Here is a 21,829-nt window from a genome sequence, read left to right on the forward strand (position 1 = left end):
TTCAGAGTTTCCCTAAAGCCGTACAATAGGCGCGTTTTGACCAAGACAGCTTCTAAAGCACCAGCCGTGCGCAGGAAAAATAGCGATTTGAAGGATTCGACCACCGCGAGCCATGCCGCCGCATGGCGTCAGCAACTGCATTCCCGCCTGAAGGAAGGGGTCCTGATCGCGCTGGGCGCGCTCTGCCTCTACTTGTGGATGGCTCTGCTCACCTATGACCCGGCCGATCCGAGCTGGAGTCACTCGAGCCAGGTTGACCAGGTGCAGAATGCCGCCGGTCGGCTCGGTGCGGTATCCGCCGATATCCTGTTCATGACGCTCGGCTACTTCGCCTACCTCTTTCCGCTGTTGCTGGGCATCAAGACCTGGCAGGTATTCCGCCGCCGCAACCTGCCGTGGGAATGGAACACCTGGCTGTTTTCCTGGCGCCTGGTCGGGCTGATCTTCCTGATCCTGGCCGGCTCGGCACTGGCCTACATCCATTTCCACGCCAGCGGCCACATGCCGGCCAGCGCCTCGGCCGGCGGCGCCATCGGCCAGAGCCTGGGCCGCGTCGCGGTGGATGCGCTGAACGTGCAGGGCAGCACGCTGGTGTTCTTCGCCCTGTTCCTCTTCGGCCTGACGGTGTTCGCCGACCTCTCCTGGTTCAAGGTGATGGATGTCACCGGCAAGATCACCCTGGACTTCTTCGAACTGATCCAGAACGCCTTCAATCGCTGGATGGGCGCGCGCGCCGAGCGCAAGCAACTGGTCGCGCAACTGCGCGAGGTCGACGAGCGTGTCGCCGAGGTGGTGGCGCCGAGCGTGCCGGACCGCCGCGAACAGTCCAAGGCCAAGGAGCGCCTGCTGGAACGCGAAGAGGCCCTGGCCAAGCACATGAGCGAGCGGGAGAAGCGCCCGCCGCCGAAGATCGATCCGCCACCGCCGCCGAAGGCCCCGGAGCCGAGCAAGCGCGTGCTGAAAGAGAAGCAGGCGCCGCTGTTCGTCGATACGGCGGTGGAGGGCACCCTGCCGCCGCTGTCGCTGCTCGACCCGGCGGAAGTGAAGCAGAAGAGCTACTCGCCCGAGTCGCTGGAGGCGATGTCGCGCCTGCTGGAGATCAAGCTGAAGGAGTTCGGAGTCGAGGTCAGCGTGGATTCGGTGCATCCGGGCCCCGTGATCACCCGTTTCGAGATCCAGCCCGCGGCGGGGGTCAAGGTCAGCCGCATTTCCAACCTGGCCAAGGACCTGGCGCGCTCGCTGGCGGTGATCAGCGTGCGGGTGGTGGAAGTGATTCCCGGCAAGACCACCGTCGGCATCGAGATTCCCAACGAAGACCGGCAGATGGTGCGCTTCTCCGAAGTGCTGTCGTCGCCGGAGTACGACGAGCACAAGTCCACCGTGCCGCTGGCCCTGGGCCACGACATCGGCGGTCGGCCGATCATCACCGACCTGGCGAAGATGCCGCACCTGCTGGTGGCCGGTACCACCGGCTCCGGTAAGTCGGTGGGGGTCAACGCCATGCTCCTGTCGATCCTGTTCAAGTCCACGCCGAGCGAGGCGCGACTGATCATGATCGACCCGAAGATGCTCGAACTGTCGATCTACGAAGGGATCCCGCACCTGCTCTGTCCGGTGGTCACCGACATGAAGGAAGCCGCCAACGCCCTGCGCTGGAGCGTGGCGGAGATGGAGCGGCGCTACCGCCTGATGGCGGCCATGGGCGTGCGCAACCTGGCTGGCTTCAACCGCAAGGTGAAGGACGCCGAGGAGGCCGGCACGCCGCTGACCGACCCGCTGTTCCGTCGCGAAAGCCCGGACGACGAGCCGCCGCAGCTGAGCACCCTGCCGACCATCGTGGTGGTGGTCGACGAATTCGCCGACATGATGATGATCGTCGGCAAGAAGGTCGAGGAGCTTATCGCCCGTATCGCGCAGAAGGCGCGGGCGGCCGGTATCCACCTGATCCTGGCGACCCAGCGGCCGTCGGTGGACGTGATCACCGGCCTGATCAAGGCCAACATCCCGACCCGGATCGCCTTCCAGGTCTCCAGCAAGATCGACTCGCGCACCATCCTCGACCAGGGTGGCGCCGAGCAACTGCTCGGCCACGGCGACATGCTCTACCTGCCGCCGGGCACAGGCCTGCCGATTCGCGTACATGGCGCCTTCGTTTCCGACGACGAGGTGCACCGGGTGGTCGAGGCCTGGAAGCTGCGCGGCGCGCCCGACTACATCGAGGACATCCTCGCTGGCGTCGACGAAGGCGGCGGCGGTGGCGGTTCCTTCGATGGCGGCGACGGCTCCGGCGAAGGCAGCGAGGACGACCCGCTCTACGACGAGGCGGTACGTTTCGTCACCGAGAGTCGCCGGGCATCGATCTCCGCCGTGCAACGCAAGCTGAAAATTGGCTACAACCGCGCCGCGCGGATGATCGAGGCGATGGAGATGGCCGGCGTGGTCACCCCGATGAATACCAACGGCTCCCGCGAAGTCATCGCGCCGGCGCCGGTTCGTGATTGAACCCGACAGGTTTTAGAGGATTCCGATGCGACTGATCCGCACGTTGTTCGTTGCCGCCCTGGCCATGGGCGCTTCGCTGGCCCATGCCGACGACAGCGCCGCCGTCCAGCGCCTGACCGGCCTGCTGAACAAGGCCCAGACCCTGACCGCGCGTTTTTCCCAGCTGACCCTGGACGGTAGCGGCACGCGCCTGCAGGAAACCGCCGGCCAACTGAGCCTGAAGCGGCCGGGACTGTTCCGCTGGCATACCGATGCGCCGAACGAGCAATTGCTCATTTCCAACGGCGAGAAGGTCTGGCTGTACGACCCGGACCTGGAGCAGGTGACCATCCAGAAGCTCGATCAGCGCCTGACCCAGACGCCGGCGCTGCTGCTCTCCGGCGACATCTCGAAGATCAGCGAAAGCTTCGCCATCACCTACAAGGAAGGCGGCAACGTAGTCGATTTCGTGCTCAAGCCGAAGACCAAGGACACCCTCTTCGACACCTTGCGCCTGTCGTTCCGCAGCGGCAAGGTGAACGACATGCAGATGATCGATGGCGTCGGCCAGCGCACCAACATCCTGTTCTTCGACGTGAAGATGAACGAGGCGCTGGATGCCAAGCAATTCACCTTCGACGTTCCGCCGGGCGTCGACGTGATCCAGGAGTAAGCGCAAGCCGTGGATCTGTTCCGCAGCGAGCCCGTCGCGCAGCCCCTGGCGGCACGGCTGAGGCCCGCAAACCTGGACGAGTACGTGGGGCAGGAACACCTGCTGGCCCGCGGCAAGCCCTTGCGCGAGGCGCTGGAGCAGGGCGCGCTGCACTCGATGATCTTCTGGGGCCCGCCGGGAGTCGGCAAGACCACCCTGGCGCGGCTGCTGGCGCAGGTGTCGGACGCCCATTTCGAGACCATTTCCGCGGTGCTGTCCGGGGTCAAGGAGATCCGCCAGGCGGTCGAGGTGGCCAAGCAGCACGCCGCGCAATACGGGCGCCGGACCATCCTGTTCGTCGATGAGGTGCACCGCTTCAACAAGAGCCAGCAGGATGCCTTCCTGCCCTATGTGGAAGACGGCACGCTGATCTTCATTGGCGCGACCACCGAGAACCCGTCCTTCGAGTTGAACAATGCGCTGCTCTCGCGGGCTCGCGTGTATGTCCTCAAGAGCCTCGACGAAGCCGCCCTGCGCAAGCTGGTGGGCCGCGCGCTGAACGAGGACAAGGGCCTCGGCAAGCGCAAGCTGAGGCTGCCGGAGGAGAGCTTCCAGGTTCTCCTGGCCGCCGCCGACGGCGATGGGCGGCGCCTGCTGAACCTGCTGGAGAACGCTGCCGACCTCGCCGAGGACGGCAGCGAGATCAGCCCCGAGCTGCTGCAGAATCTGCTCGGCGATACCCGCCGACGTTTCGACAAGGGCGGCGAGGCGTTCTACGACCAGATCAGCGCGCTGCACAAGTCGGTGCGCGGCTCCAATCCCGATGCGGCACTCTATTGGTTCGCGCGCATGCTCGACGGCGGCTGCGATCCCCTGTACATCGCCCGGCGGGTGGTGCGCATGGCCAGCGAGGAGGTTGGCAATGCCGATCCTCGCGCCCTCGGCCTGTGCCTGTCGGCCTGGGACGTGCAGGAGCGCCTGGGCAGCCCCGAAGGCGAGCTGGCGGTGGCCCAGGCCATCGTCTACCTGGCCTGTGCGCCGAAGAGCAATGCGGTGTACAGCGCGTTCAACGCGGCGATGCGCGACGTCGCCGAAAGCGGCTCGCGGGAAGTGCCATTGCACTTGCGCAACGCGCCGACCAAATTGATGAAGAGCCTCGGCTATGGCGAGGAATACCGCTACGCCCACGACGAGCCGGATGCCTATGCCGCCGGAGAGGATTATTTCCCCGAGGATCTGGAGCCGCGGCGTTACTATCAACCGGTGCCGAGGGGCCTGGAACTGAAGATCCGCGACAAGCTGGAACACCTGGCCGAGCTGGATCGCACCAGTCCCCGCCAACGCAGAAAATCCTGAGCGGTATGGGCTCGGCGGAGCTAGCCAGGCTTCCGCGACGGCGTCGATGACGTCGCCGGGGCCGGCGAAGCGCCAACCGGGCCACGAACCGCCGATAACCGACACGAGACGAGAAAAGAGCATGCTCGATCCCAAACTGGTACGCACCCAGCCGCAAGAAGTGGCTGCCCGCCTGGCCACCCGTGGCTTCCAACTGGATGTCGCACGCATCGAAGCGCTGGAAGAGCAGCGCAAGTCGGTACAGACCCGTACCGAGCAGCTGCAAGCCGAGCGCAACGCGCGTTCCAAGGCGATCGGCCAGGCCAAGCAGCGTGGCGAGGACATCGCGCCGCTGCTGGCCGATGTCGACCGCATGGGCTCCGAACTGGAGGAAGGCAAGCGCCAGCTGGACGCTATCCAGGGCGAACTGGATGCCATGCTGCTGGGCATTCCCAACCTGCCGCACGAGTCGGTGCCGGTCGGTGCCGACGAGGACGCCAACGTCGAAGTGCGTCGCTGGGGCACGCCGAAGACCTTCGATTTCGAGGTCAAGGACCATGTCGCCCTCGGTGAACGGCACGGCTGGCTGGATTTCGAGACCGCCGCCAAGCTTTCCGGCGCGCGCTTCGCCCTCATGCGCGGCCCGATCGCCCGCCTGCATCGCGCCCTGGCGCAGTTCATGATCAACCTGCATACCGCCGAGCATGGCTACGAGGAGGCCTACACCCCCTATCTCGTCCAGGCTCCGGCGCTGCAGGGCACCGGCCAGTTGCCGAAGTTCGAGGAGGACCTGTTCAAGATCGGCCGCGACGGCGAAGCCGACCTCTACCTGATCCCGACCGCCGAGGTTTCGCTGACCAACATCGTCTCCGGGCAGATCCTCGATGCCAAGCAGTTGCCGCTGAAGTTCGTCGCCCATACCCCGTGCTTCCGCAGCGAGGCCGGCGCCTCCGGGCGCGATACCCGTGGCATGATCCGCCAGCACCAGTTCGACAAGGTGGAGATGGTGCAGATCGTCGATCCGGCCACTTCCTACGAGGCGCTGGAAGGCCTGACCGCCAACGCCGAGCGCGTCCTGCAACTGCTCGAGTTGCCGTATCGGGTGCTGGCGCTGTGCACCGGCGACATGGGCTTCGGTGCGACCAAGACCTACGACCTGGAAGTCTGGGTTCCCAGCCAGGACAAGTACCGCGAGATTTCCTCCTGCTCCAACTGCGGCGACTTCCAGGCCCGGCGCATGCAGGCCCGCTACCGCAATCCGGAAACCGGCAAGCCCGAGCTGGTGCACACCCTCAACGGCTCCGGCCTGGCCGTCGGCCGCACCCTGGTGGCGGTACTGGAGAACTACCAGCAGGCGGACGGCTCGATCCGTGTGCCGGAAGTCCTCAAGCCCTACATGGCTGGCATCGAGGTGATCGGCTGACATGGATTTCCTGCCGCTGTTCCACTCCTTGCAAGGGCGCCTCGCGCTGGTGGTCGGCGGCGGCGAAGTCGCCCTGCGCAAGGCGCGCCTGCTGGCCGACGCCGGCGCGCGCCTGCGCGTGGTCGCGCCGCAGATCCACATCGAACTGCGGCATCTGGTGGAGCAGGGCGGCGGTGAGCTGCTCGAACGCGACTACCAGGACGGCGACCAGCCCGGCTGCGCCCTGATCATCGCCGCCACCGACGACGAACCGCTGAACGCCGAGGTGTCGCGAGCGGCCAATGCGCGCGGGATACCGGTCAACGTGGTGGACGCGCCGGCCCTGTGCAGCGTGATCTTCCCGGCCATCGTCGACCGTTCGCCGCTGGTGGTGGCGGTCTCCAGCGGCGGCGATGCGCCCGTGCTGGCGCGGCTGATCCGGGCCAAGCTGGAAACCTGGATTCCCTCGACCTACGGGCAACTGGCCGGACTCGCCAGCCGCTTCCGCCACCGGATCAAGGAATTGCTACCCGACCTGCAGCAGCGCCGGGTGTTCTGGGAAAACCTGTTCCAGGGCGAGATCGCCGAGCGTGTCCTGGCCGGCCGTCCGGCGGAAGCCGAGCGTCTCCTGGAAGAGCGCCTGGCCGGCGGCCTCGCGCACATAGCCACGGGCGAGGTATATCTGGTCGGGGCCGGGCCGGGGGATCCGGACCTGCTGACGTTCCGTGCCCTGCGCCTGATGCAGCAGGCCGACGTGGTGCTCTACGATCGCCTGGTGGCGCCGTCGATCCTCGAATTATGCCGCCGCGATGCCGAACGCCTGTACGTCGGCAAGCGCCGTGCCGAACATGCGGTGCCGCAGGATCGGATCAACCGCCTGCTGGTGGAGCTGGCCAGCCAGGGCAAGCGCGTGCTGCGCCTGAAGGGTGGCGACCCGTTCATCTTCGGCCGCGGCGGTGAGGAAATCGACGAACTGGCTGCCCACGGCATACCTTTCCAGGTCGTGCCGGGAATCACCGCGGCCAGCGGCTGCGCGGCCTACGCCGGGATTCCACTGACTCATCGCGATCATGCGCAATCGGTTCGTTTCGTCACCGGTCATCTGAAGGACGGCACCACCGACCTGCCGTGGCAGGACCTGGTAGCGCCTGGCCAGACCCTGGTGTTCTACATGGGCCTGGTGGGATTGCCGGTGATCTGCGAGCAACTGGTCGCCCACGGTCGCTCCGCCCAGACCCCGGCGGCGCTGATCCAGCAGGGGACCACCGCCCAGCAGCGGGTATTCACCGGAACCCTGGAAAACCTGCCGCAGCTGGTGGCCGAGCACGAAGTGCATGCGCCGACCCTGGTGATCGTCGGCGAAGTCGTGCAACTGCGCGACAAGTTGGCCTGGTTCGAAGGCGCCCGCGAGGACGCCTGAGCCTTCAGCCTTCTCCCCAGATGCCCTTGCCGGGAAGTCGTTCCCGGCCTGGCGCGCGCGCCAGGTCGAGACGCGGGCCCAGCGGTACTATCCCGGTCGGGTTGATGGTGCGGTGGCTGGCGTAGTAGTGCCCCTTGATATGTTCGAAGTCCACTGTCTCGCCGATGCCCGGGCGTTGGTACAGTTCGCGCAGCCAGCCGGAGAGATTCGGGTAGTCTTCGATGCGCCGCAGGTTGCACTTGAAGTGTCCGTGGTACACCGCATCGAAGCGCACCAGGGTGGTGAACAGGCGGATATCGGCCTCGGTCAGGTATTCGCCGGCCAGGTAGCGGCGTTCGCCGAGCAAGCCTTCCAGGTAGTCCAGTTCCTCGAACAACTGGACGAAGGCCTCCTCGTAGGCGTCCTGGCGAGTGGCGAAGCCGGCACGGTACACGCCGTTGTTGACCGCAGGATAGATGCGTCCGTTGAGGCGTTCGATCTCCTCGCGCAGCGGCTCCGGGTAGAAGTCCAGCGCGTTGGCGCCGATGGCGTCGAAGGCGCTGTTGAAGATGCGGACGATATCGGCTGATTCGTTGTTGACGATCTTCTGCGCCCGCTTGTCCCACAGCAGCGGCACCGTGACCCGGCCGCTGTAGTGCGGGTCGTCGCGGGTATAGCGCTGGTGCAGAAAGGCCAGGCCGTCGAGGCGATCGCCGGTGGAGCCGTGGGCGGGGTCGAAGGTCCAGCCGTTCTCGCGCATCAGCCAACTGACCACCGAAACATCCACCAGCGACTCCAGCCCCTTCAGCTTGCGCACGATCAGGGTCCGATGGGCCCAGGGGCAGGCCAGCGAGACATAGAGATGGTAGCGCCCGCCCTCGGCGGGGAACGCCGGCTCGCCCAGCCAATGGCGGCGCTGGGCGTTTTCGCGCTGGAAGCGGCCGTCTTTCTGTGTGTCATACCACTGGTCGTGCCAGCGGCCATCGATCAACTGTCCCATGAGCGGGTTCCTCCATACGTCGTTGGAGGAACAGTCTAGTGTCGGGCGATCGATAAATTTATATAAATAAAGGGCTATTCGTATCGATCAGATCGATTCGTTTCGGGTCGCCCAGTAGTGCGCGGCTTCCTTGAAGGCTTCTTCGCGATTCTTGCCAAGGGCCCGTAGCGCCAGGGCCATGCTGGAGAGCACCGCCAGGTGGCCATAGGCGTCGCCTTCGCGGCCGTCCCAGACGGCCCGAAGGAAACCCGGGTCGAGCTGTTCCGGCTTCATGTGCCGGTGCGTCGACAATGCCGGCCATTCCTCGTCCCAGGCTTCGCCCTGGTCGCAACCATACAGGTGGGCGACGACGTCCGGGTTGACTTCGATCTCGCCGCCTTCGCCCTTGATGACGATGGCCCGGTCGCCGAGCAGGCGGCTGGCCTCGCGGTGGGTTTCCTGGTAACCGGGGTGGAAGATGCTCTGCAGGATGCAATCCGCATTCAGGGGGTTGAGCAGGCGAACCAGCGAATGGATCGGCGAGCGCAGGCCGAGGGTATTGCGCAGATCGATCATGCGTTGCAGCACCGGCATCCAGGCGCCGAGCGGAATGAACGCCAGGTGGCCGCGCTCCAGGGCCTGTTCTACCTGCAGCCAGTCGTGGCAGAGCGGGATCTCCAGCGCCGCCAGCAACTGTTCGCTGTACAGGCGTCCGGCGGTATGCGCGCCGCCGCCGTGCATGAGGATGCGCACGCCATGGCCGGCCAGGCACTTGGCGGCCAGCAGGTACCAGGGCAGGTGGCGCTTCTTGCCGGCGTAACTCGGCCAGTCGAGGTCGACGCGCAAGGACGGGACTTGCAGGCGCTCGCGCACCGCCTCGGTGAAACCGGCCAGTTCCTCGCTGCTTTCCTCCTTGTGCCGCAGGAGCATGAGGAAGGCGCCCAGCTGGGTGTCCTCGACCCTGCCGTCGAGGATCATGCCGAGGGCCTCGCGGGCTTCCTCCCGGGTCAGGCTGCGCGCTCCGCGCTTGCCTTTGCCGAGGATGCGGACGAACTGGGCGAACGGATGTTCGGCGGGAGTCGAGAGAGTCATAGACAGTTGCTCGGTTTCGGCAGGCCGGCCAGCTTCGCGCCAAGCTTGGCCGGGGCGCCCTTGAACAGGTGGTTGAGGTGCAGGCTGTTGCCCTTGTCCGGACCCAGTCGCTGGGCGACGTACTTGATCAGCGGGCGGTTGGCCGGAGACAGCTGGAACTCCGCATAGAACTCGCGGAGCAGTTGGAGAATCTCCCAGTGCTCGGCGGTCAGGGCCAGCTCCTCGCGGGCGGCCAGGGCTTCCGCCACCGGCTCCGACCAATCGTCGAGAGCGGCGAGGTAGCCGTCCTTGTCCAGCCGGATTTCCCGGCCTTCCAGCGTAAGGAGCGTCATAGCCAACTGTTGACCTTGTCGAAGCGGGTGGCGAGTTCGACGAAGCCGGGGTAGTCCACCGCCACCAGGCGAGCGGGGACGTCCTCGATACCGCGCGCCTGGAGGTCTTCCAGCAGGGCGAACAGTTCGATTTCCGCCGGCATCAGTTCCAGGGCCTGGCAGGCGTGGCTGCCGGCCAGCAAGGCGTGCACGGCGTCGCCGCAGAGCAGCAGGCCGTCGCCGGGGTTGAGCAGGTACAGGCAACTGCCCAGGCGGCCGTCATTGAACGGCGAGCGGGACAGTACGTGGAGGGTCGTGGCCATCAGAGGGTAATCACCTGGTCGTAGCGTTGCAGCAGGTCGCGCAGGGCCTGGTCGTCGAGCACCTCGACCGCGAGGGCCAGGCGCTCTTCCGCCAGGCCACGCTCGCGCAGGCTGCGGGCCGAGACGTAGAGGTCGTCCACGCCGAACATCGGCAGGGCCTGCAGGTTGGCCTGCAGGTCCTTCTGCTGCAGGTGCGCAGGATGCTGGCCGGGAGCCAGCTGGAACGCGCCGTCGTCGAGGAACAGCATGCCGACCGGTAGATCGAAGGCGCCGCCGGCCAGGGCTATGTCCAGCGCCTCGCGGGCGCTCGGGCCGGACCAGGGCGACTGGCGGCTGATGATCAGCAGCGACTGGCTCATCGGTCGCCTCCGAAGCAGACCAGGCGGTCCGCGCTTTGCGCCGCCTCGTGCAACTGGCCGAGTCCGGACAGTTCCCATGGTGCGCCAAGGTTGGCGCCGGGACGGCCGTAGCGTTCGGCTTCCTCGGCGTTCAGCACGCCGCGGCGCAGGGCGGCGGCGATGCAGACTACGGCGTCCAGGCCGTTGCGCTCGACCAACTCGCGCCAGGCGGCGGGCAGGTCGAACTCGTCCTGGCCGCTCACGACGTTGGCCGAGGCGCTGTGCACGCCGTCCTGGTAGAAGAACAGGCGGACGATTTCGTGCCCGCCGGCCAGCGCGGCTTCGCTGAAGCGCAGCGCGCGGCGGGCGGCGGGGGAGTGGGGAGGGTCGAATAGGGCGATGGCGAATTTCATGCTGCGATACGCGAAGGATTTCTTCGAATGATAAACCAATGCCTGTGTTTTGCCGGTCCGCAAATGAAAAAGCCCGTCGCGGGGACGGGCTTTTCCGGAGGCGCTTTCTATCAGTCGTCGCCGCCGGCGATGCCGAAGATCTGCAACAGGCTGATGAACAGGTTGTAGATCGACACGTACAGGCTGATGGTGGCCATGATGTAGTTGCGTTCGCCGCCGTGGATGATCGCGCTGGTCTGGTAGAGGATCATCGCCGAGGAGAACAGGACGAAGCCGGCGCTGATCGCCAGTTGCAGGCCACTGATCTGGAAGAACAGCGATACCAGCACGGCGCCCAGCAGGACGAAGAAGCCGGCGGTGATGAAGCCGGACAGGAAGCTCATGTCCTTGCGGGTGGTCAGCACATAGGCGGACAGGCCGAAGAACACCAGGGCGGTCATGGCGAACGCCGAAGTGATGACGCTGCCGCCGTTGGGCAGGCCGAGGTACATGTTGAGGATCGGGCCGAGCGTGTAGCCCATGAAGCCGGTCAGGGCGAAAGTGCTGACCAGGCCCCAGGCGCTGTTGCGCAGCTTCACGGTGAGGAAGAACAGGCCGTAGAAGCCGATCAGCACCACGAACACGTTCGGATAGGGCAGGCGCATCTGCTGCGAAACGTAGGCCACCAGGCCGCTGAAGGCTAGGGTGAGTGCCAGCAGGCCGTAGGTATTGCGCAGAACGCCGCTGACTTCACGCTGTTCCGCGACGGCGGAGTTCAGCTGATATTGCTGTTCTTGCATGGTGTGGGTACTCCTTAACGGGAACGGGTCCATGACGTACTGATGGGCATGATAGCAAAGCCTCTGCCAGGGCCAATCGATAGAGTTTGACAGTGTGTTGCTATCCGGTACTATGGCGCCCCGCGATGCGGAGGTGTGGCCGAGTGGTTTAAGGCAACGGTCTTGAAAACCGTCGAAGGGGAGACTCTTCCGTGAGTTCGAATCTCACCGCCTCCGCCATATCCGCGTACTGAAAAGCCCCGCTGAGCGGGGCTTTTGCATTTTCGGGGCGCTGCTCTTCCGCACTTCCGGATCGTTTCCGCAGCCTGCCCGGCGTCGATTCGATGACTCTCCGATTTCGTCGGGTAATGGCTTCAGATCACGAAGAAGCCGTGGGTTCCGTCGCGACCGAGTTGCTCCACCAGGCCGAACTCCCAGTCCAGGTAGCCCTGCATCGCTTCGCGCGGATTGTCGGTACCTTCGTAGGGGCGGCGGTAGCGGTCGATGCGCGGCGACGCCAACAGGCTTTCGCCGTCTTCCGTCGGCAGGCCCGCGGCGACCCAGGCGCTGGTGCCGCCGTCGAGAAGGAACACTGGCTTGCCGCTGAGTGCCTGGACTTCCGCCACGGCGAAGCGCGCCAGCAGGCTGCTGCCGCAGGTGAGTACGTAGCGCTCGGCCGTGCCCAGCCGTTCCAGTGCCTGCTTCAACTGGCTGCGCAATACCCAGGCGGCGCCGGGGATGTGGCGTTTCGCATAGTTGGCGCTGGCGGTGAAGTCGAGCACCCGGGGGCCCGGTTCGCCCAGCCAGTCGGCGAGGGTGGTCGGGTCGATGGTGTCGGCCCGGGGTTGCCTCGGCAGCGGCGCGCTCCAGGCGCCTCTCTCGCTGAAGTCGGCGTCGGAGAGTCCGTCCAGTACCGCGACCTGCCAGCCCATCTGGGCCAGCCAGGAGGCGCTCATGTTGGCGCGTACGCCATCGTCGTCCACCAGTACCAGGCGCGCGCCGCGCACGCTGGCGACATGGTCGGTTTCCTGAACCAGCTGGCCACCGGGCGTGGAGCGGGAGCCAGGCAGGTGACCGGCTTCGTATTCCTCGGGCGTGCGTACGTCGAGCAGGTAGGTGGTGCGGTCGTGCTCGTCCTGCCATTGGGCCAGACCGGCCAGGTCGAGGCGTTCGACGCCGGCGCGGTCGGCGACGGCACGGGCGCGCTGGGCGGCGGCCTTGCGAGTGTCCTGCGAGATCGCACCGAAGCGTCGCGTCTGGCCGTGTTCCAGTTGCTGACCGGCCAGCGTCCAGCCGATGGTGCCGTTGCGTAATGCCGCCACCGGGTTGGGGATGCCGGCGTTGAGCAGCGACTGGGTACCGATGATGCTACGAGTGCGCCCGGCACAGTTGACTATCACCCGGGTGCGCGGGTCCGGCGCCAGTTCGGCGACGCGCAGCACCAGTTCGGCGCCGGGCACGCTGATGCCGCCGGGGATACTCATGGTCTGGTATTCGTCGAAACGACGGGCATCCAGGATCACCGCGTCGGCCCTGGCGTCGAGCAAAGTCTGTACTTCCTCCGCGGCCAGCGATGGCGTGTGGCGCTCGGCCTCCACCAGTTCGCCGAAGGCCTTGCTCGGCACGTTCACATCCCTGAACAGCTCGCCGCCGGCGTTGCGCCAACCGGACAGGCCGCCATCGAGCAAGGCCACGTCGCTGTAGCCGAGGTCGAGGAGGCGTTGCGCGGCGACCGGCGCCAGGCCTTCGCCGTCGTCGTAGACGGTAATCGGCGTGTCGCGGCGCGGCACCCGGGCATGGATCTCCAGTTCCAGCCTGGACAGCGGCAGGTTGGCGGCGAACAGGGGATGGGCCTGGGCGAACGGGTCCTCTTCGCGCACGTCGAGCAGCGCCAGCTCCCGGCGGGCGAGGAGAGCGGCGCGGATATCGTGGAAGGTACGTACGGCGATCTGGCTCATGCGGGGTTCTCTTTCGACAGGTCCCAGATATTGGGCAAGCGGCTGTTGGAATAGCCGGAAATGAAGGGTTTTTCCTCACCTTCGGCGCTGAACACGGCACGCCGTACCGCACCGATATTGGCGCCGTAGACGTGGATACTGATGGATGTGCGGTCGCTGAAGGCGTTGCTCACCTGGTGCACGTCGCCAATGCGTGGCGACAGCGCTTCGACCTCGCCGGGCTCCAGGCGTCGACGGGCTCCGCTGGGATGCGGACGCCCCCCCGCATCGAAGGCGTACGGCTGCGAGTATTCGGCCCCGCGGAGCATGCCGATCAGGCCCCAGACCCGATGATCGTGTACCGGTGTGATCTGGCCCGGCCCCCAGACGAAGCTGACCACCGAGAAGCGCTGCCGTGAGTCGACATGCAGCAGGTACTGTTGGTAGCGCTGTGGATCGGGGCGGGCGCAGTCTTCCGGCAGCCAGTCGTCCTGGCGCACCAGCTCGGCCAGCAGGGGGTGGGCTTGGGCGAGCAGGGTGGATTCGTCGGGACGGCTGTCGAGCAGTGTCGCCAGCTCGCCGATGAACTGGCGCAGGCGGTCGAGGCGCAGGATGGATGACATGCGGGGATTCACTCCGGGAAGTTCTGGCGGTACGGTAGCAAACGCTTTTTTATTCCTGAAATGCATTTTGAATCTAAGCTAATATGCGAGAAATGCAATTGGTGCCGGCCCCATGAAAATCGATGACATCGACGCCTTCGTCGCGGTGATCCGCAACGCTTCCCTGAGCCAGGCCGCCGAGAGCCTGGGCCTGACCCAGTCTGCGATCACCCGGCGGGTACAGAGCCTGGAGGAGTCCCTCGGAGTGGCATTGCTGGACCGCAATACCAAGCCGCTCAAACCCACCGCCAGCGGACTGCGGGTCTACGAACAGTGCCGGCGGGTGCTGCGCGAGGTGGATGGCCTGCGCGAACTGGTGGCCGGCGACGCCACACCAAGTGGCGTGCTGCGCCTGGGCGTGCCGCAGAGTATCGGCGAGGTGGTGTTGCTGGATGCCCTTCGGCGGCTGGCCGACGAGTACCCGGAGCTGCGCGCGCAGGTCGGCACTGGCTGGGGCAGCCATTTGCTGGCGCGCCTGGAGAATGCCGAACTGGACGCGGCAGTGGTGTTGTTTCCGCCAAGCAAGGTGTTCCCCGAAGAACTCGGCGCCACGCCCCTAGGGCGCATGGAACTCTGCGTGGTGGTCGCCCGCGACAGTGCCATCCAGGCGCGACGCCTGCTCGATTGCTACCACCATGGCTGGGTGCTCAACCCCGATGGCTGCGGCTTCCGTGCCGGCCTGCAACGGGCCCTGGCCGATCAGGGCCTGGGCCTGCAACTGAACCTCGAGACTTTCGGCAGCGAGCTGCAACTGGGCCTGGTCGCCGCGGGCCGGGGTCTCGGCCTGGTGCCGGCGCCGGCCCTGGCGCGTAGCCGCTACCGCGATCAGTTGCAGGTGCTGCAATTGGAGGATTTCCAGCCGCTGATCCAGCTCTGGCTGGTGCGTCCGCGCCTGCTGGGCAATCTGGAGACGCCGGCACGGCTGTTCGGCAGGGCGGTGGCCGAGGGGTTGGATATGCAAGCCGGTTGAGTAGCGGCGCCGGGAGATCCCCGGGAGACGGGAGCGTGAATGAGAAGGGGCTGCAGTCGGGATCAACATTCCCCTGCGAGCCCCTTTTCGCTTCAGAGGGAAGAGGGAGCGAGGGCGGCTACGCATAGTGTCCGCCTTGGGAAACGCAAAGACGGAAAAGCTAAATATGCGTGTTTAGCATATTAAGATATGACAAAAATGAATTTCCATCATGTAGTTTCAGCCTGTAGCTTCTAAGAAAAGCACCCATGCAGATGTTTTTCTTATAACGACAGCCGCCAACCTTATCAGTCGAGCGGCCCAGGCGAGGGCAACAGCGTGAGCGTGGAAATTCTCGGCATGATCACCGCCACACCGAGTTCCGAGGTGGACCAGCCGTTGGGGGAGGCTGTGGACGCCGGTTTCGTCCGGCGTTTCGCCCAGGCCCATGAGGACGCCGGCTTCGACCGGGTGCTGGTGGGGTATTTCAGCAATGCCGCCGAGGGCGCGGTGGTCAGTTCCTTCGTCGCCGCTGCCACCCGGCGCCTTGGCGTTCTCCTGGCCTATCGCCCGGGGGTGATCGCAGCGCCGCTGGCGGCACGCCAACTGGCCACCCTGGATCAGTTCAGCGAGGGCCGCCTGGCCCTGAACGTAGTCAGTGGTGGTAACGACGAGGACCTCGCGCGCGATGGCGACTACCTCGACCATGACCGCCGCTACGCCCGTACCGATGAATACCTGCAAGCCCTGCGTGCTATCTGGACCGCCACGGGACCGGTGGATTTCGACGGCGAGTTCTACCGCTTCCAGGGCGCCTCGCCAGCGGTGCGCCCGCGCCAGTCGCCGCACATACCGATCTATTTCAGTGGCTCCTCCGACGCAGCCATCGAGGTCGCCGCCAGGCACGCCGACACCTACATGCTCTGGGGCGAGCCGCTGGCCGCGGTCGACGGGCATATCCGCCGAGTGCGCGCCGCCGCCAAGGCCCAGGGACGCGATCCGCGCTTCTCGGTGTCATTCCGGCCGATCGTCGCGGATACCGAGGAGGCCGCCTGGAAGCGTGCCGCCGAGGTGCTCGAACAGGTCCGCGAGAACCGTGCGCGCCTCGGTCTGCCGCTGCGCGACCACCAGCCGCAGAACGTCGGTTCGCAGCGCCTGCTGGCCGCCGCCGAGCAGGGCGAGGTGCTCGACAGCCGTTTGTGGACCGGCGTGGCCCGGCTGACCGGGGCGCGCTGGAACTCCACCGCCCTGGTAGGCACCCCCGAGCAGGTTGCCGCTGCGCTTGGCGAGTACTACCGGCTGGGCGTCTCGACCTTCCTGATTCGAGGCTTCGATCCGCTCGGCGACGCCGTGCGCTACGGCCAGGGCCTGATTCCCGCCATACATGACCATATCGCCCGCCTGCCGCTGTTGCGGCACGCCGGTTGAGGAGCTCCGATGAAACTCAAGCAATACCTGCTAACCAGCTTCGCCACGCTTCTGCTCGGTGCCTCCCTGGCCCAGGCCGCAGACCTGCCGACGTTGCGTGTGGGCGACCAGAACTACTACAACGTGCGGGCTTCAATGGAGGCCTCGGGAGTTCTCGAAGGCGCGCCTTACCAGGTCGAATGGAAGCATTTCCAGTCCGCCGCGCCGGTGGCCGAAGGGTTGCAGGCCGGAGCGCTGGACCTGGGTTTCCTCGGCGACTCGGGCTTCATCTTCCTCGCCGCCAAGGGTGCGCCGGTGAAGCTGGTCGGCGTCTCGCGGCAGAACCTCGATACCATAGCCCTGCTGGTGCCGAAGGATTCTCCGGTGCGCAGCATTGCCGATCTCAAGGGCAGGAAAGTCGCCTACTGGCCCGGTGCCTGGAGCCAGCAACTGACCTTGCGCGCGCTGGAGAAAGCCGGCTTGCCGAAGGACTACGTGGAGTTCGTCAAGCTGATGCCGATCGACGCCGCCGCCGCCTTGCCGCGCGGCAGCATCGATGCCTTTCCGGTGTGGGAGCCGTATATCTCGCAGCAGATCGTGGTTTCCGGCGCACGGCCGATTCTCACCGCCCGCGACCTGATGCCGGGGCTGTCCAGCATCGCCGCCAACGCTGCTTCCATCGAGCCCAGGCGCGCGCAGATCGCCGACTTCCTCGGCCGCCTGCGCAAGGCACGGGCCTGGGTCGAGGCACACAAGGAGCAGTACGCCGACCTCTGGGCGCAGAAGGCCAATCTCGACCGGGCAGTCTCCCGCCATTGGATCGGCCAGGCCGGCATGAGCGTCGGCCCGGTAGACGCCCAGGCCGCCACCGACTACCAGGAGACCGCGGATTTCCTGCTGCAGACCGGTGCCTTGCCCAAGCCGTTCGACACTTCCACGGTGATCGACACGTCCTTCAACGAAGCCTTCCACTGAGTACGGACCATGAGCATCCAGTTTCTCGGCATGATCGGCCATCGCCTGGCCTCGGAGACCCTCGCGCCGGTCGGACCTATCCTCGACAAGCCTTACATCGCCGCTTTCGCACGCGCCCACGAAGAGGCCGGCTTCGATCGAATCCTGGTCGGCTACTGGTCGGACCAGCCGGATGGATTCCTGGTGGCCGCCGCCGCTGGCCTGGCCACTTCCCGGATCGGTCTGCTGCTGGCGCACCGCCCCGGTTTCGTCGCCCCGACCCTGGCCGCGCGCAAGCTGGCGACCCTCGAACACCTCCTCGACGGGCGCCTGGCGGTGCATATCATCAGCGGCGGCAGCGACGCCGACCAGCGCAAGGACGGCGATTATCTCGACCACGACCAGCGCTATGCCCGCAGCGACGAATTCATCGAACTGCTCAAGCGCACCTGGACCAGCACCGAACCCTTCGATTTCCACGGCGCGTACTACCGCGTGGAGCACGCCTTCTCGGCCATCCGTCCACAGCAGAAACCGCACATTCCGGTGTATTTCGGCGGCTCCTCGGAAGCCGCGCTGAAGGTCGCCGGCAAGCAGGCCGATGTGTTCATGCTCTGGGGCGAACCTCTGGCACAGGCCGCCGAAACCATCTCCGCTGTGCGCGAACAGGCGCGCTCGAATAGTCGCGAAGTGGAATTCAGCCTGTCGTTCCGGCCCATCCTCGGGCGCACGGAGGACGAGGCCTGGGCCAAGGCCGAGGCGATACGCGCAAGCGCCGGCGCGCGCCTGGGCGAGGCCGGCTTCCCCAAGGGCAAGCCGCAGAGCGTCGGCGCCCAGCGTCTGCTCAAGGCGGTGGAGCAGGGCGAGCGCCTCGACGAGCGCCTTTGGACCGGAATCGCCAGGCTGGTCGGTGGCGGGCACAACTCCACCGCCCTGGTCGGTACCGCGGAACAGGTGGCCGACGCGCTGCTCGCCTACTACGACCTGGGCGTGCGCAATATCCTCATTCGCGGTTTCGATCCCCTCGCCGATGCCGTGGAATATGGCCGCGAGCTGATCCCGCTGACCCGCGCCAAAGTCGCCGAGCGCGAGCGCCGGCGCGCCACGGCCTGATCCCATGGCCGTCCTGCAGACTCCCTCGGCGGCGTTCGACGAATGGCTGCCGGAACTGACCCGGCAACTGGCGGAAAGCGCCGATGCCCATGACCGCAGCGGAGATTTTCCCCATGCCAACCTGGCCCTGCTGCGACACCACGGGCTGCTCGCCCTAGCCTTGCCGCCTGCGCTCGGCGGTCCCGGCGCCAGCCTCGGCGAGCTGCGCAGGGTAATCGGCGCGGTGGCTCGCGGCGAACCCTCCACGGCCCTGGTGCTGTGCATGCAGTACCTGCATTTGCGGCGCCTGGCCGATAACCCCGATTGGCCCGGCGCGCTCAAGCGGCGCGTGGCGCGCGAGGTGCTGGAGCAGGGGGCGTTGATCAATAGCCTGCGCGTGGAGCCCGAGCTGGGTTCGCCGTCACGCGGCGGTCTGCCGGGTACGCTGGCGCGGCGTGTCGGCGACGGCTGGCGGCTGTCCGGGCACAAGCTCTACACCACCGGCATTCCTGGGCTGACCTGGCTGGCGGTATGGGCGTGCAGCGACGAGCCGATCCCACGCGTGGGTACCTGGCTGGTGCGCCGCGACAGCCCAGGCATCCGTATCGTGGAGAGCTGGGACCATCTGGGCATGCGCGCCAGCGGCAGCCACGAGGTGCTCTTCGAAGAGGTGGCGGTGCCTCTGGAAAACGCCATCGGCCTGCATCCCCACGACCAGCCTCCGGCGCCGGACCAGGCCGTGCTGCGCGACTTCGCCCAGGCTAGCGCGGTGTTGCTTGGCGCTCTCTACGACGGTATCGCCGGGAGCGCCCGCGAGTGGCTCGTCGGCTGGCTGCGCGAGCGCGTGCCGGCCAGTCTCGGCGCGCCGTTGGCGAGCCTGCCGAGGATGCAGGAGGCGCTCGGCGAGATCGACGGCCTGCTCCTGCAGAACCGCCTGCTGCTCGATGCCGCGTGCTGCGGACAGTTGCCCGCCAGCGACTCCGGGCTGCTCAAGGTCGCGGTCATCGACAACGCGTTGGCGGTGGTCGAGAAGGCCCTGGAACTGAGCGGCAACCACGGCCTCAGCCGGCACAATCCGCTACAGCGGCACTACCGCGACGTGCTTTGCGGACGGGTCCACACGCCACAGAAAGATAGCGTCTGGAGCGCGGCGGGGAGGGCGGCGCTGAGTCTTTGAAACGTACCTCCCACGATTCTCGACCCTGGCCTTGTCGGCGACCGCACCGGCGGAACGGATAGCCCAGGATAGCCCCGGCTCCGTGCGGAGCTGCCTGGAGATTGCCCATGAAACGACCCCTGTGTGTGCTTGCCGGCCTGCTGGCCGCGACCCTGCTGGCTGGAGCCGCCAGCGCCGCCGACCTCATCAGCCTGCGCTTGGGCGATGTGAAGGGCGACCGCTACGCCGCCCTGCGCGCGTCCCGCGAGCTCGACGACCTGCCGTACAAGCTGGAAATGTCGGCGTTCCCCTCCGGTGCACCGGTGCTCGAGGCGCTCAACGCCGGGGCCCTGGACATAGGCTTTACCGGCGACATCCCGTTCCTCTTCGTCTACGCTGCCGGCGCGCCGCTCAAGGCGGTGGGCGCCTGGCACTTCAACCCAGCGACCGTGGCGCTGGTGGTCGGCAAGGACTCGCCGATCCGTTCGGTGGCCGGCCTCAAGGGCAAGCGCATTGCCGTCAATCGCGGCGGCTGGGGGCATTTCCTCGCCCTTGGCGCGTTGCGTCGCGCCGGCCTCGGACCGCAGGACGTAAGCTTTTCCTTCCTTGGTCCGGTGGACGGCCGCGCCGCCCTGGTGCGTGGCTCGGTAGACGCCTGGGTGCCCTGGGAGCCCTATACCTCCAGCGCCGTGCTGCTCGATCAGGCGCGGGTCATCGACAACGGTGCCGGGATCATGACCGGCTACTCCTATGCCCTGGCCAGCGACGCTGCGATCGCCCGCAAGAAGGCCGCGATCAGCGACCTGCTGACCCGCCTGGCGCGTGCCCAGGCCTGGGCCCTGAGGCACCCGGAGGCGTTCGCCGAGGCCCTGGCCAAGGATCTGAACATGCCGCGCGAAGTCACTCGGCGCTGGGTTGGCGAGGCGCGCATCAGTCCTGTGGTCTTCGGTCCGGAGGTTGCCGCCACCCTGCAGACCGCCGCCGATTTCTTCCATGCCGAAGGCGTGCTGCCGAAGTCGCTGGAGGTCGCCCCGGCGTTCGACTTCAGCCTGTCCGCTGGTGCCGCCGAAGTGGCCCGCCAGTTGCCCGCCGACCTCCGCGTCGGCCAGCGTTGAGGAGTTACGGAATGCGTCAGACCCTGAGCCTGTTCCTGCTTCTCTGCCTGCTCGTCGGCCAGGCCTGTGCCGACGAGCGCGTGACCCTGCGCCTGGCCGACCAGAAGGGCAACATGCGCGCCCAGTTGGAGGCTGCCGGCGCGCTGGACAACCTGACCTACGACATCCGCTGGTTCGAATTCCCCGCCGCCGCCCCCCTCGCCGAAGCACTCAATGCCGGTGCGGTGGATGCCGGCATCATCGGCGACGCGCCATTGCTCTTCGCCCTGGCCGCCGGTGCCCGGCTGAAGGCCATCGCCGTCGACAAATCCGATCCCTACGGTACCGCCGTGCTGGTGAGAGGGGATTCGCCGTTGCGCTCGGCCAACGACCTGAAAGGCCAGCGCATTGCCACCGGGCGCGGTTCCATCGGCCACTTCGTCGCGCTCAAGGCCTTGGCCTCGGTCGGGCTGGGCGAGAAGGACGTCGAATTCCGCTTCCTCGGCCCGGTGGACGCGAAAATGGCCCTCGCCAATGGTTCCGTGGATGCCTGGGCGACCTGGGAGCCCTACACCGCGTTCGCGGAGACCGCCGACAAGGCTCGGGTACTGGTCGACGGTCGCGGCCTGTGGGCTGGCAACAGCTTCCTCGCTGCTACCGATAGCGCACTGGCCGACCCGGCGAAACGCGCCGTGCTGCAGGACTACCTGCAACGCCTGGCCAGCGCCCAGCGCTGGGCGTACCTGCACCTGGACGAGTATTCGCGAAGCCTGGCGCAGATCATCGGCTTCCCCGAGGACGCCGCGCGCTTGCAGTTCGAACGCCGGCGCTTGCGTTGGCAGGCGCTGGATGAGCGAACGCTCGGCCAGCAGCAGGAGACCGCCGATTTCTACCAGGCCCATGGATTGATTCCGCAGCGCCTCGATGTGCGGCCGACCTTCGCCAGCGGCTTTGCGGTCAGGCAGGCGTCGGATGCGGATATCCGGTAGGCGCTGCCCGGGCATTAATTGATAACTATAAGTTATTTATCGATTGTTTTTTATTCCAATAATCTATCCGTTCCGTCGCCGGCAGCTGGAACTCCCGTCCCTGCGG

Annotated in this window: 21 protein-coding genes and 1 tRNA gene; 13 read left to right on the top strand and 9 right to left on the bottom strand. The window is 66.5% G+C overall.

What is annotated here, in order from left to right:
* Positions 1–66: 66 nt before the first annotated feature.
* The 5 genes from ftsK to cysG all read left to right on the top strand — a co-directional run bounded on the left by ftsK (position 67) and on the right by cysG (position 7,290).
* A complete protein-coding gene (ftsK, locus tag HMPREF2924_RS12385) occupies positions 67–2,502 on the top strand; it encodes a DNA translocase FtsK (RefSeq protein ID WP_003131123.1) in 2,436 nt (811 codons plus the stop codon).
* A gap of 25 nt (positions 2,503–2,527) precedes the next feature.
* Positions 2,528–3,154, top strand: a complete 627-nt coding sequence (gene lolA / locus HMPREF2924_RS12390; RefSeq protein ID WP_003090414.1) for an outer membrane lipoprotein periplasmic chaperone LolA — start codon at positions 2,528–2,530, stop codon at positions 3,152–3,154.
* A gap of 9 nt (positions 3,155–3,163) precedes the next feature.
* Positions 3,164–4,489 carry a replication-associated recombination protein A gene (locus HMPREF2924_RS12395; RefSeq protein ID WP_003097632.1) on the top strand — a complete coding sequence of 442 codons (1,326 nt, stop codon included), beginning with the start codon at positions 3,164–3,166 and terminating at the stop codon, positions 4,487–4,489.
* Between the two features lie 121 nt (positions 4,490–4,610).
* Positions 4,611–5,891 carry a serine--tRNA ligase gene (serS, locus tag HMPREF2924_RS12400; RefSeq protein ID WP_003097631.1) on the top strand — a complete coding sequence of 427 codons (1,281 nt, stop codon included), beginning with the start codon at positions 4,611–4,613 and terminating at the stop codon, positions 5,889–5,891.
* Between the two features lies 1 nt (position 5,892).
* Entirely contained in the window at positions 5,893–7,290 is a 1,398-nt protein-coding gene (gene cysG / locus HMPREF2924_RS12405) for a siroheme synthase CysG (RefSeq protein ID WP_003131135.1), read from the top strand.
* 4 nt (positions 7,291–7,294) lie between these two features.
* On the opposite strand, the gene HMPREF2924_RS12410 is transcribed toward cysG, so the two are convergent.
* From HMPREF2924_RS12410 to HMPREF2924_RS12440, 7 genes are all read right to left on the bottom strand, one after another.
* Complete coding sequence (locus HMPREF2924_RS12410; RefSeq protein ID WP_003108775.1) at positions 7,295–8,269, bottom strand: glutathione S-transferase family protein; 975 nt, start codon at positions 8,267–8,269, stop codon at positions 7,295–7,297.
* 87 nt (positions 8,270–8,356) lie between these two features.
* Positions 8,357–9,340 carry a glycosyl transferase family protein gene (locus HMPREF2924_RS12415; RefSeq protein ID WP_003108776.1) on the bottom strand — a complete coding sequence of 328 codons (984 nt, stop codon included), beginning with the start codon at positions 9,338–9,340 and terminating at the stop codon, positions 8,357–8,359.
* A complete protein-coding gene (locus tag HMPREF2924_RS12420) occupies positions 9,337–9,672 on the bottom strand; it encodes a TusE/DsrC/DsvC family sulfur relay protein (RefSeq protein ID WP_003090393.1) in 336 nt (111 codons plus the stop codon). Before HMPREF2924_RS12420 ends, HMPREF2924_RS12415 begins: the two co-directional genes overlap by 4 nt.
* Positions 9,669–9,974 (bottom strand): sulfurtransferase complex subunit TusB, encoded by a 306-nt coding sequence (gene tusB / locus HMPREF2924_RS12425; RefSeq protein WP_003090391.1) that lies wholly within the window; start codon positions 9,972–9,974, stop codon positions 9,669–9,671. The genes HMPREF2924_RS12420 and tusB overlap by 4 nt, the downstream gene beginning before the upstream one ends.
* The gene (tusC, locus tag HMPREF2924_RS12430; protein ID WP_003090389.1) at positions 9,974–10,333 is read right to left on the bottom strand and encodes a sulfurtransferase complex subunit TusC; all 360 of its coding nucleotides are present in this window, start codon (positions 10,331–10,333) and stop codon (positions 9,974–9,976) included. The genes tusB and tusC overlap by 1 nt, the downstream gene beginning before the upstream one ends.
* Positions 10,330–10,725, bottom strand: a complete 396-nt coding sequence (gene tusD, locus HMPREF2924_RS12435; protein ID WP_003090387.1) for a sulfurtransferase complex subunit TusD — start codon at positions 10,723–10,725, stop codon at positions 10,330–10,332. The genes tusC and tusD overlap by 4 nt, the downstream gene beginning before the upstream one ends.
* A 110-nt stretch (positions 10,726–10,835) precedes the next feature.
* Positions 10,836–11,504, bottom strand: a complete 669-nt coding sequence (locus HMPREF2924_RS12440; protein WP_003090386.1) for a Bax inhibitor-1/YccA family protein — start codon at positions 11,502–11,504, stop codon at positions 10,836–10,838.
* Between the two features lie 129 nt (positions 11,505–11,633).
* Between HMPREF2924_RS12440 and HMPREF2924_RS12445 the strand changes: the two genes are divergently transcribed.
* Positions 11,634–11,723, top strand: a tRNA-Ser gene (locus tag HMPREF2924_RS12445).
* A gap of 134 nt (positions 11,724–11,857) precedes the next feature.
* Here HMPREF2924_RS12445 and HMPREF2924_RS12450 read toward each other — a convergent pair.
* Positions 11,858–13,441 carry a rhodanese-related sulfurtransferase gene (locus HMPREF2924_RS12450; RefSeq protein WP_003130935.1) on the bottom strand — a complete coding sequence of 528 codons (1,584 nt, stop codon included), beginning with the start codon at positions 13,439–13,441 and terminating at the stop codon, positions 11,858–11,860.
* On the bottom strand, positions 13,438–14,043 hold the full coding sequence (locus HMPREF2924_RS12455) for a 3-mercaptopropionate dioxygenase (RefSeq protein ID WP_003097613.1): 606 nt from the start codon (positions 14,041–14,043) through the stop codon (positions 13,438–13,440). Before HMPREF2924_RS12455 ends, HMPREF2924_RS12450 begins: the two co-directional genes overlap by 4 nt.
* A 112-nt stretch (positions 14,044–14,155) precedes the next feature.
* Between HMPREF2924_RS12455 and HMPREF2924_RS12460 the strand changes: the two genes are divergently transcribed.
* The 7 genes from HMPREF2924_RS12460 (at position 14,156) to HMPREF2924_RS12490 (ending at position 21,723) form a co-directional block, all read left to right on the top strand.
* Complete coding sequence (locus tag HMPREF2924_RS12460) at positions 14,156–15,052, top strand: LysR family transcriptional regulator (protein WP_003090383.1); 897 nt, start codon at positions 14,156–14,158, stop codon at positions 15,050–15,052.
* A 339-nt stretch (positions 15,053–15,391) separates the two neighbouring features.
* Positions 15,392–16,459 (top strand): LLM class flavin-dependent oxidoreductase, encoded by a 1,068-nt coding sequence (locus HMPREF2924_RS12465; RefSeq protein ID WP_003130938.1) that lies wholly within the window; start codon positions 15,392–15,394, stop codon positions 16,457–16,459.
* A 9-nt stretch (positions 16,460–16,468) separates the two neighbouring features.
* Positions 16,469–17,413 (top strand): ABC transporter substrate-binding protein, encoded by a 945-nt coding sequence (locus HMPREF2924_RS12470; protein ID WP_003130939.1) that lies wholly within the window; start codon positions 16,469–16,471, stop codon positions 17,411–17,413.
* 9 nt (positions 17,414–17,422) lie between these two features.
* Positions 17,423–18,505, top strand: coding sequence for an LLM class flavin-dependent oxidoreductase (locus tag HMPREF2924_RS12475; protein WP_003130942.1), 1,083 nt, complete (start codon positions 17,423–17,425; stop codon positions 18,503–18,505).
* Positions 18,506–18,509: 4 nt separating this feature from the next.
* Positions 18,510–19,661, top strand: a complete 1,152-nt coding sequence (locus HMPREF2924_RS12480; RefSeq protein WP_003130944.1) for an acyl-CoA dehydrogenase family protein — start codon at positions 18,510–18,512, stop codon at positions 19,659–19,661.
* 107 nt (positions 19,662–19,768) lie between these two features.
* Positions 19,769–20,755, top strand: a complete 987-nt coding sequence (locus HMPREF2924_RS12485; RefSeq protein ID WP_003130946.1) for an aliphatic sulfonate ABC transporter substrate-binding protein — start codon at positions 19,769–19,771, stop codon at positions 20,753–20,755.
* Between the two features lie 11 nt (positions 20,756–20,766).
* The gene (locus HMPREF2924_RS12490; RefSeq protein WP_003090373.1) at positions 20,767–21,723 is read left to right on the top strand and encodes an ABC transporter substrate-binding protein; all 957 of its coding nucleotides are present in this window, start codon (positions 20,767–20,769) and stop codon (positions 21,721–21,723) included.
* The last annotated feature ends 106 nt before the right edge of the window (positions 21,724–21,829 follow it).

Origin of the sequence: Pseudomonas sp. HMSC063H08, assembly GCF_001813645.1 — a bacterium.
Classification (GTDB): Bacteria; Pseudomonadota; Gammaproteobacteria; order Pseudomonadales; family Pseudomonadaceae; genus Pseudomonas; species Pseudomonas aeruginosa.

What these genes read in the sequence shown, in the direction of transcription:
- lolA (WP_003090414.1), top strand. Translation starts at nt 2,528, where the DNA reads ATGCGACTGATCCGCACGTTGTTCGTTGCCGCCCTGGCCATGGGCGCT.
- serS (WP_003097631.1), top strand. Translation starts at nt 4,611, where the DNA reads ATGCTCGATCCCAAACTGGTACGCACCCAGCCGCAAGAAGTGGCTGCC.
- cysG (WP_003131135.1), top strand. Translation starts at nt 5,893, where the DNA reads ATGGATTTCCTGCCGCTGTTCCACTCCTTGCAAGGGCGCCTCGCGCTG.
- HMPREF2924_RS12410 (WP_003108775.1), bottom strand. Translation starts at nt 8,269, where the DNA reads ATGGGACAGTTGATCGATGGCCGCTGGCACGACCAGTGGTATGACACA.
- HMPREF2924_RS12415 (WP_003108776.1), bottom strand. Translation starts at nt 9,340, where the DNA reads ATGACTCTCTCGACTCCCGCCGAACATCCGTTCGCCCAGTTCGTCCGC.
- HMPREF2924_RS12420 (WP_003090393.1), bottom strand. Translation starts at nt 9,672, where the DNA reads ATGACGCTCCTTACGCTGGAAGGCCGGGAAATCCGGCTGGACAAGGAC.
- tusB (WP_003090391.1), bottom strand. Translation starts at nt 9,974, where the DNA reads ATGGCCACGACCCTCCACGTACTGTCCCGCTCGCCGTTCAATGACGGC.
- tusC (WP_003090389.1), bottom strand. Translation starts at nt 10,333, where the DNA reads ATGAGCCAGTCGCTGCTGATCATCAGCCGCCAGTCGCCCTGGTCCGGC.
- tusD (WP_003090387.1), bottom strand. Translation starts at nt 10,725, where the DNA reads ATGAAATTCGCCATCGCCCTATTCGACCCTCCCCACTCCCCCGCCGCC.
- HMPREF2924_RS12440 (WP_003090386.1), bottom strand. Translation starts at nt 11,504, where the DNA reads ATGCAAGAACAGCAATATCAGCTGAACTCCGCCGTCGCGGAACAGCGT.
- HMPREF2924_RS12450 (WP_003130935.1), bottom strand. Translation starts at nt 13,441, where the DNA reads ATGAGCCAGATCGCCGTACGTACCTTCCACGATATCCGCGCCGCTCTC.
- HMPREF2924_RS12455 (WP_003097613.1), bottom strand. Translation starts at nt 14,043, where the DNA reads ATGTCATCCATCCTGCGCCTCGACCGCCTGCGCCAGTTCATCGGCGAG.
- HMPREF2924_RS12460 (WP_003090383.1), top strand. Translation starts at nt 14,156, where the DNA reads ATGAAAATCGATGACATCGACGCCTTCGTCGCGGTGATCCGCAACGCT.
- HMPREF2924_RS12465 (WP_003130938.1), top strand. Translation starts at nt 15,392, where the DNA reads ATGATCACCGCCACACCGAGTTCCGAGGTGGACCAGCCGTTGGGGGAG.
- HMPREF2924_RS12470 (WP_003130939.1), top strand. Translation starts at nt 16,469, where the DNA reads ATGAAACTCAAGCAATACCTGCTAACCAGCTTCGCCACGCTTCTGCTC.
- HMPREF2924_RS12475 (WP_003130942.1), top strand. Translation starts at nt 17,423, where the DNA reads ATGAGCATCCAGTTTCTCGGCATGATCGGCCATCGCCTGGCCTCGGAG.
- HMPREF2924_RS12480 (WP_003130944.1), top strand. Translation starts at nt 18,510, where the DNA reads ATGGCCGTCCTGCAGACTCCCTCGGCGGCGTTCGACGAATGGCTGCCG.
- HMPREF2924_RS12485 (WP_003130946.1), top strand. Translation starts at nt 19,769, where the DNA reads ATGAAACGACCCCTGTGTGTGCTTGCCGGCCTGCTGGCCGCGACCCTG.
- HMPREF2924_RS12490 (WP_003090373.1), top strand. Translation starts at nt 20,767, where the DNA reads ATGCGTCAGACCCTGAGCCTGTTCCTGCTTCTCTGCCTGCTCGTCGGC.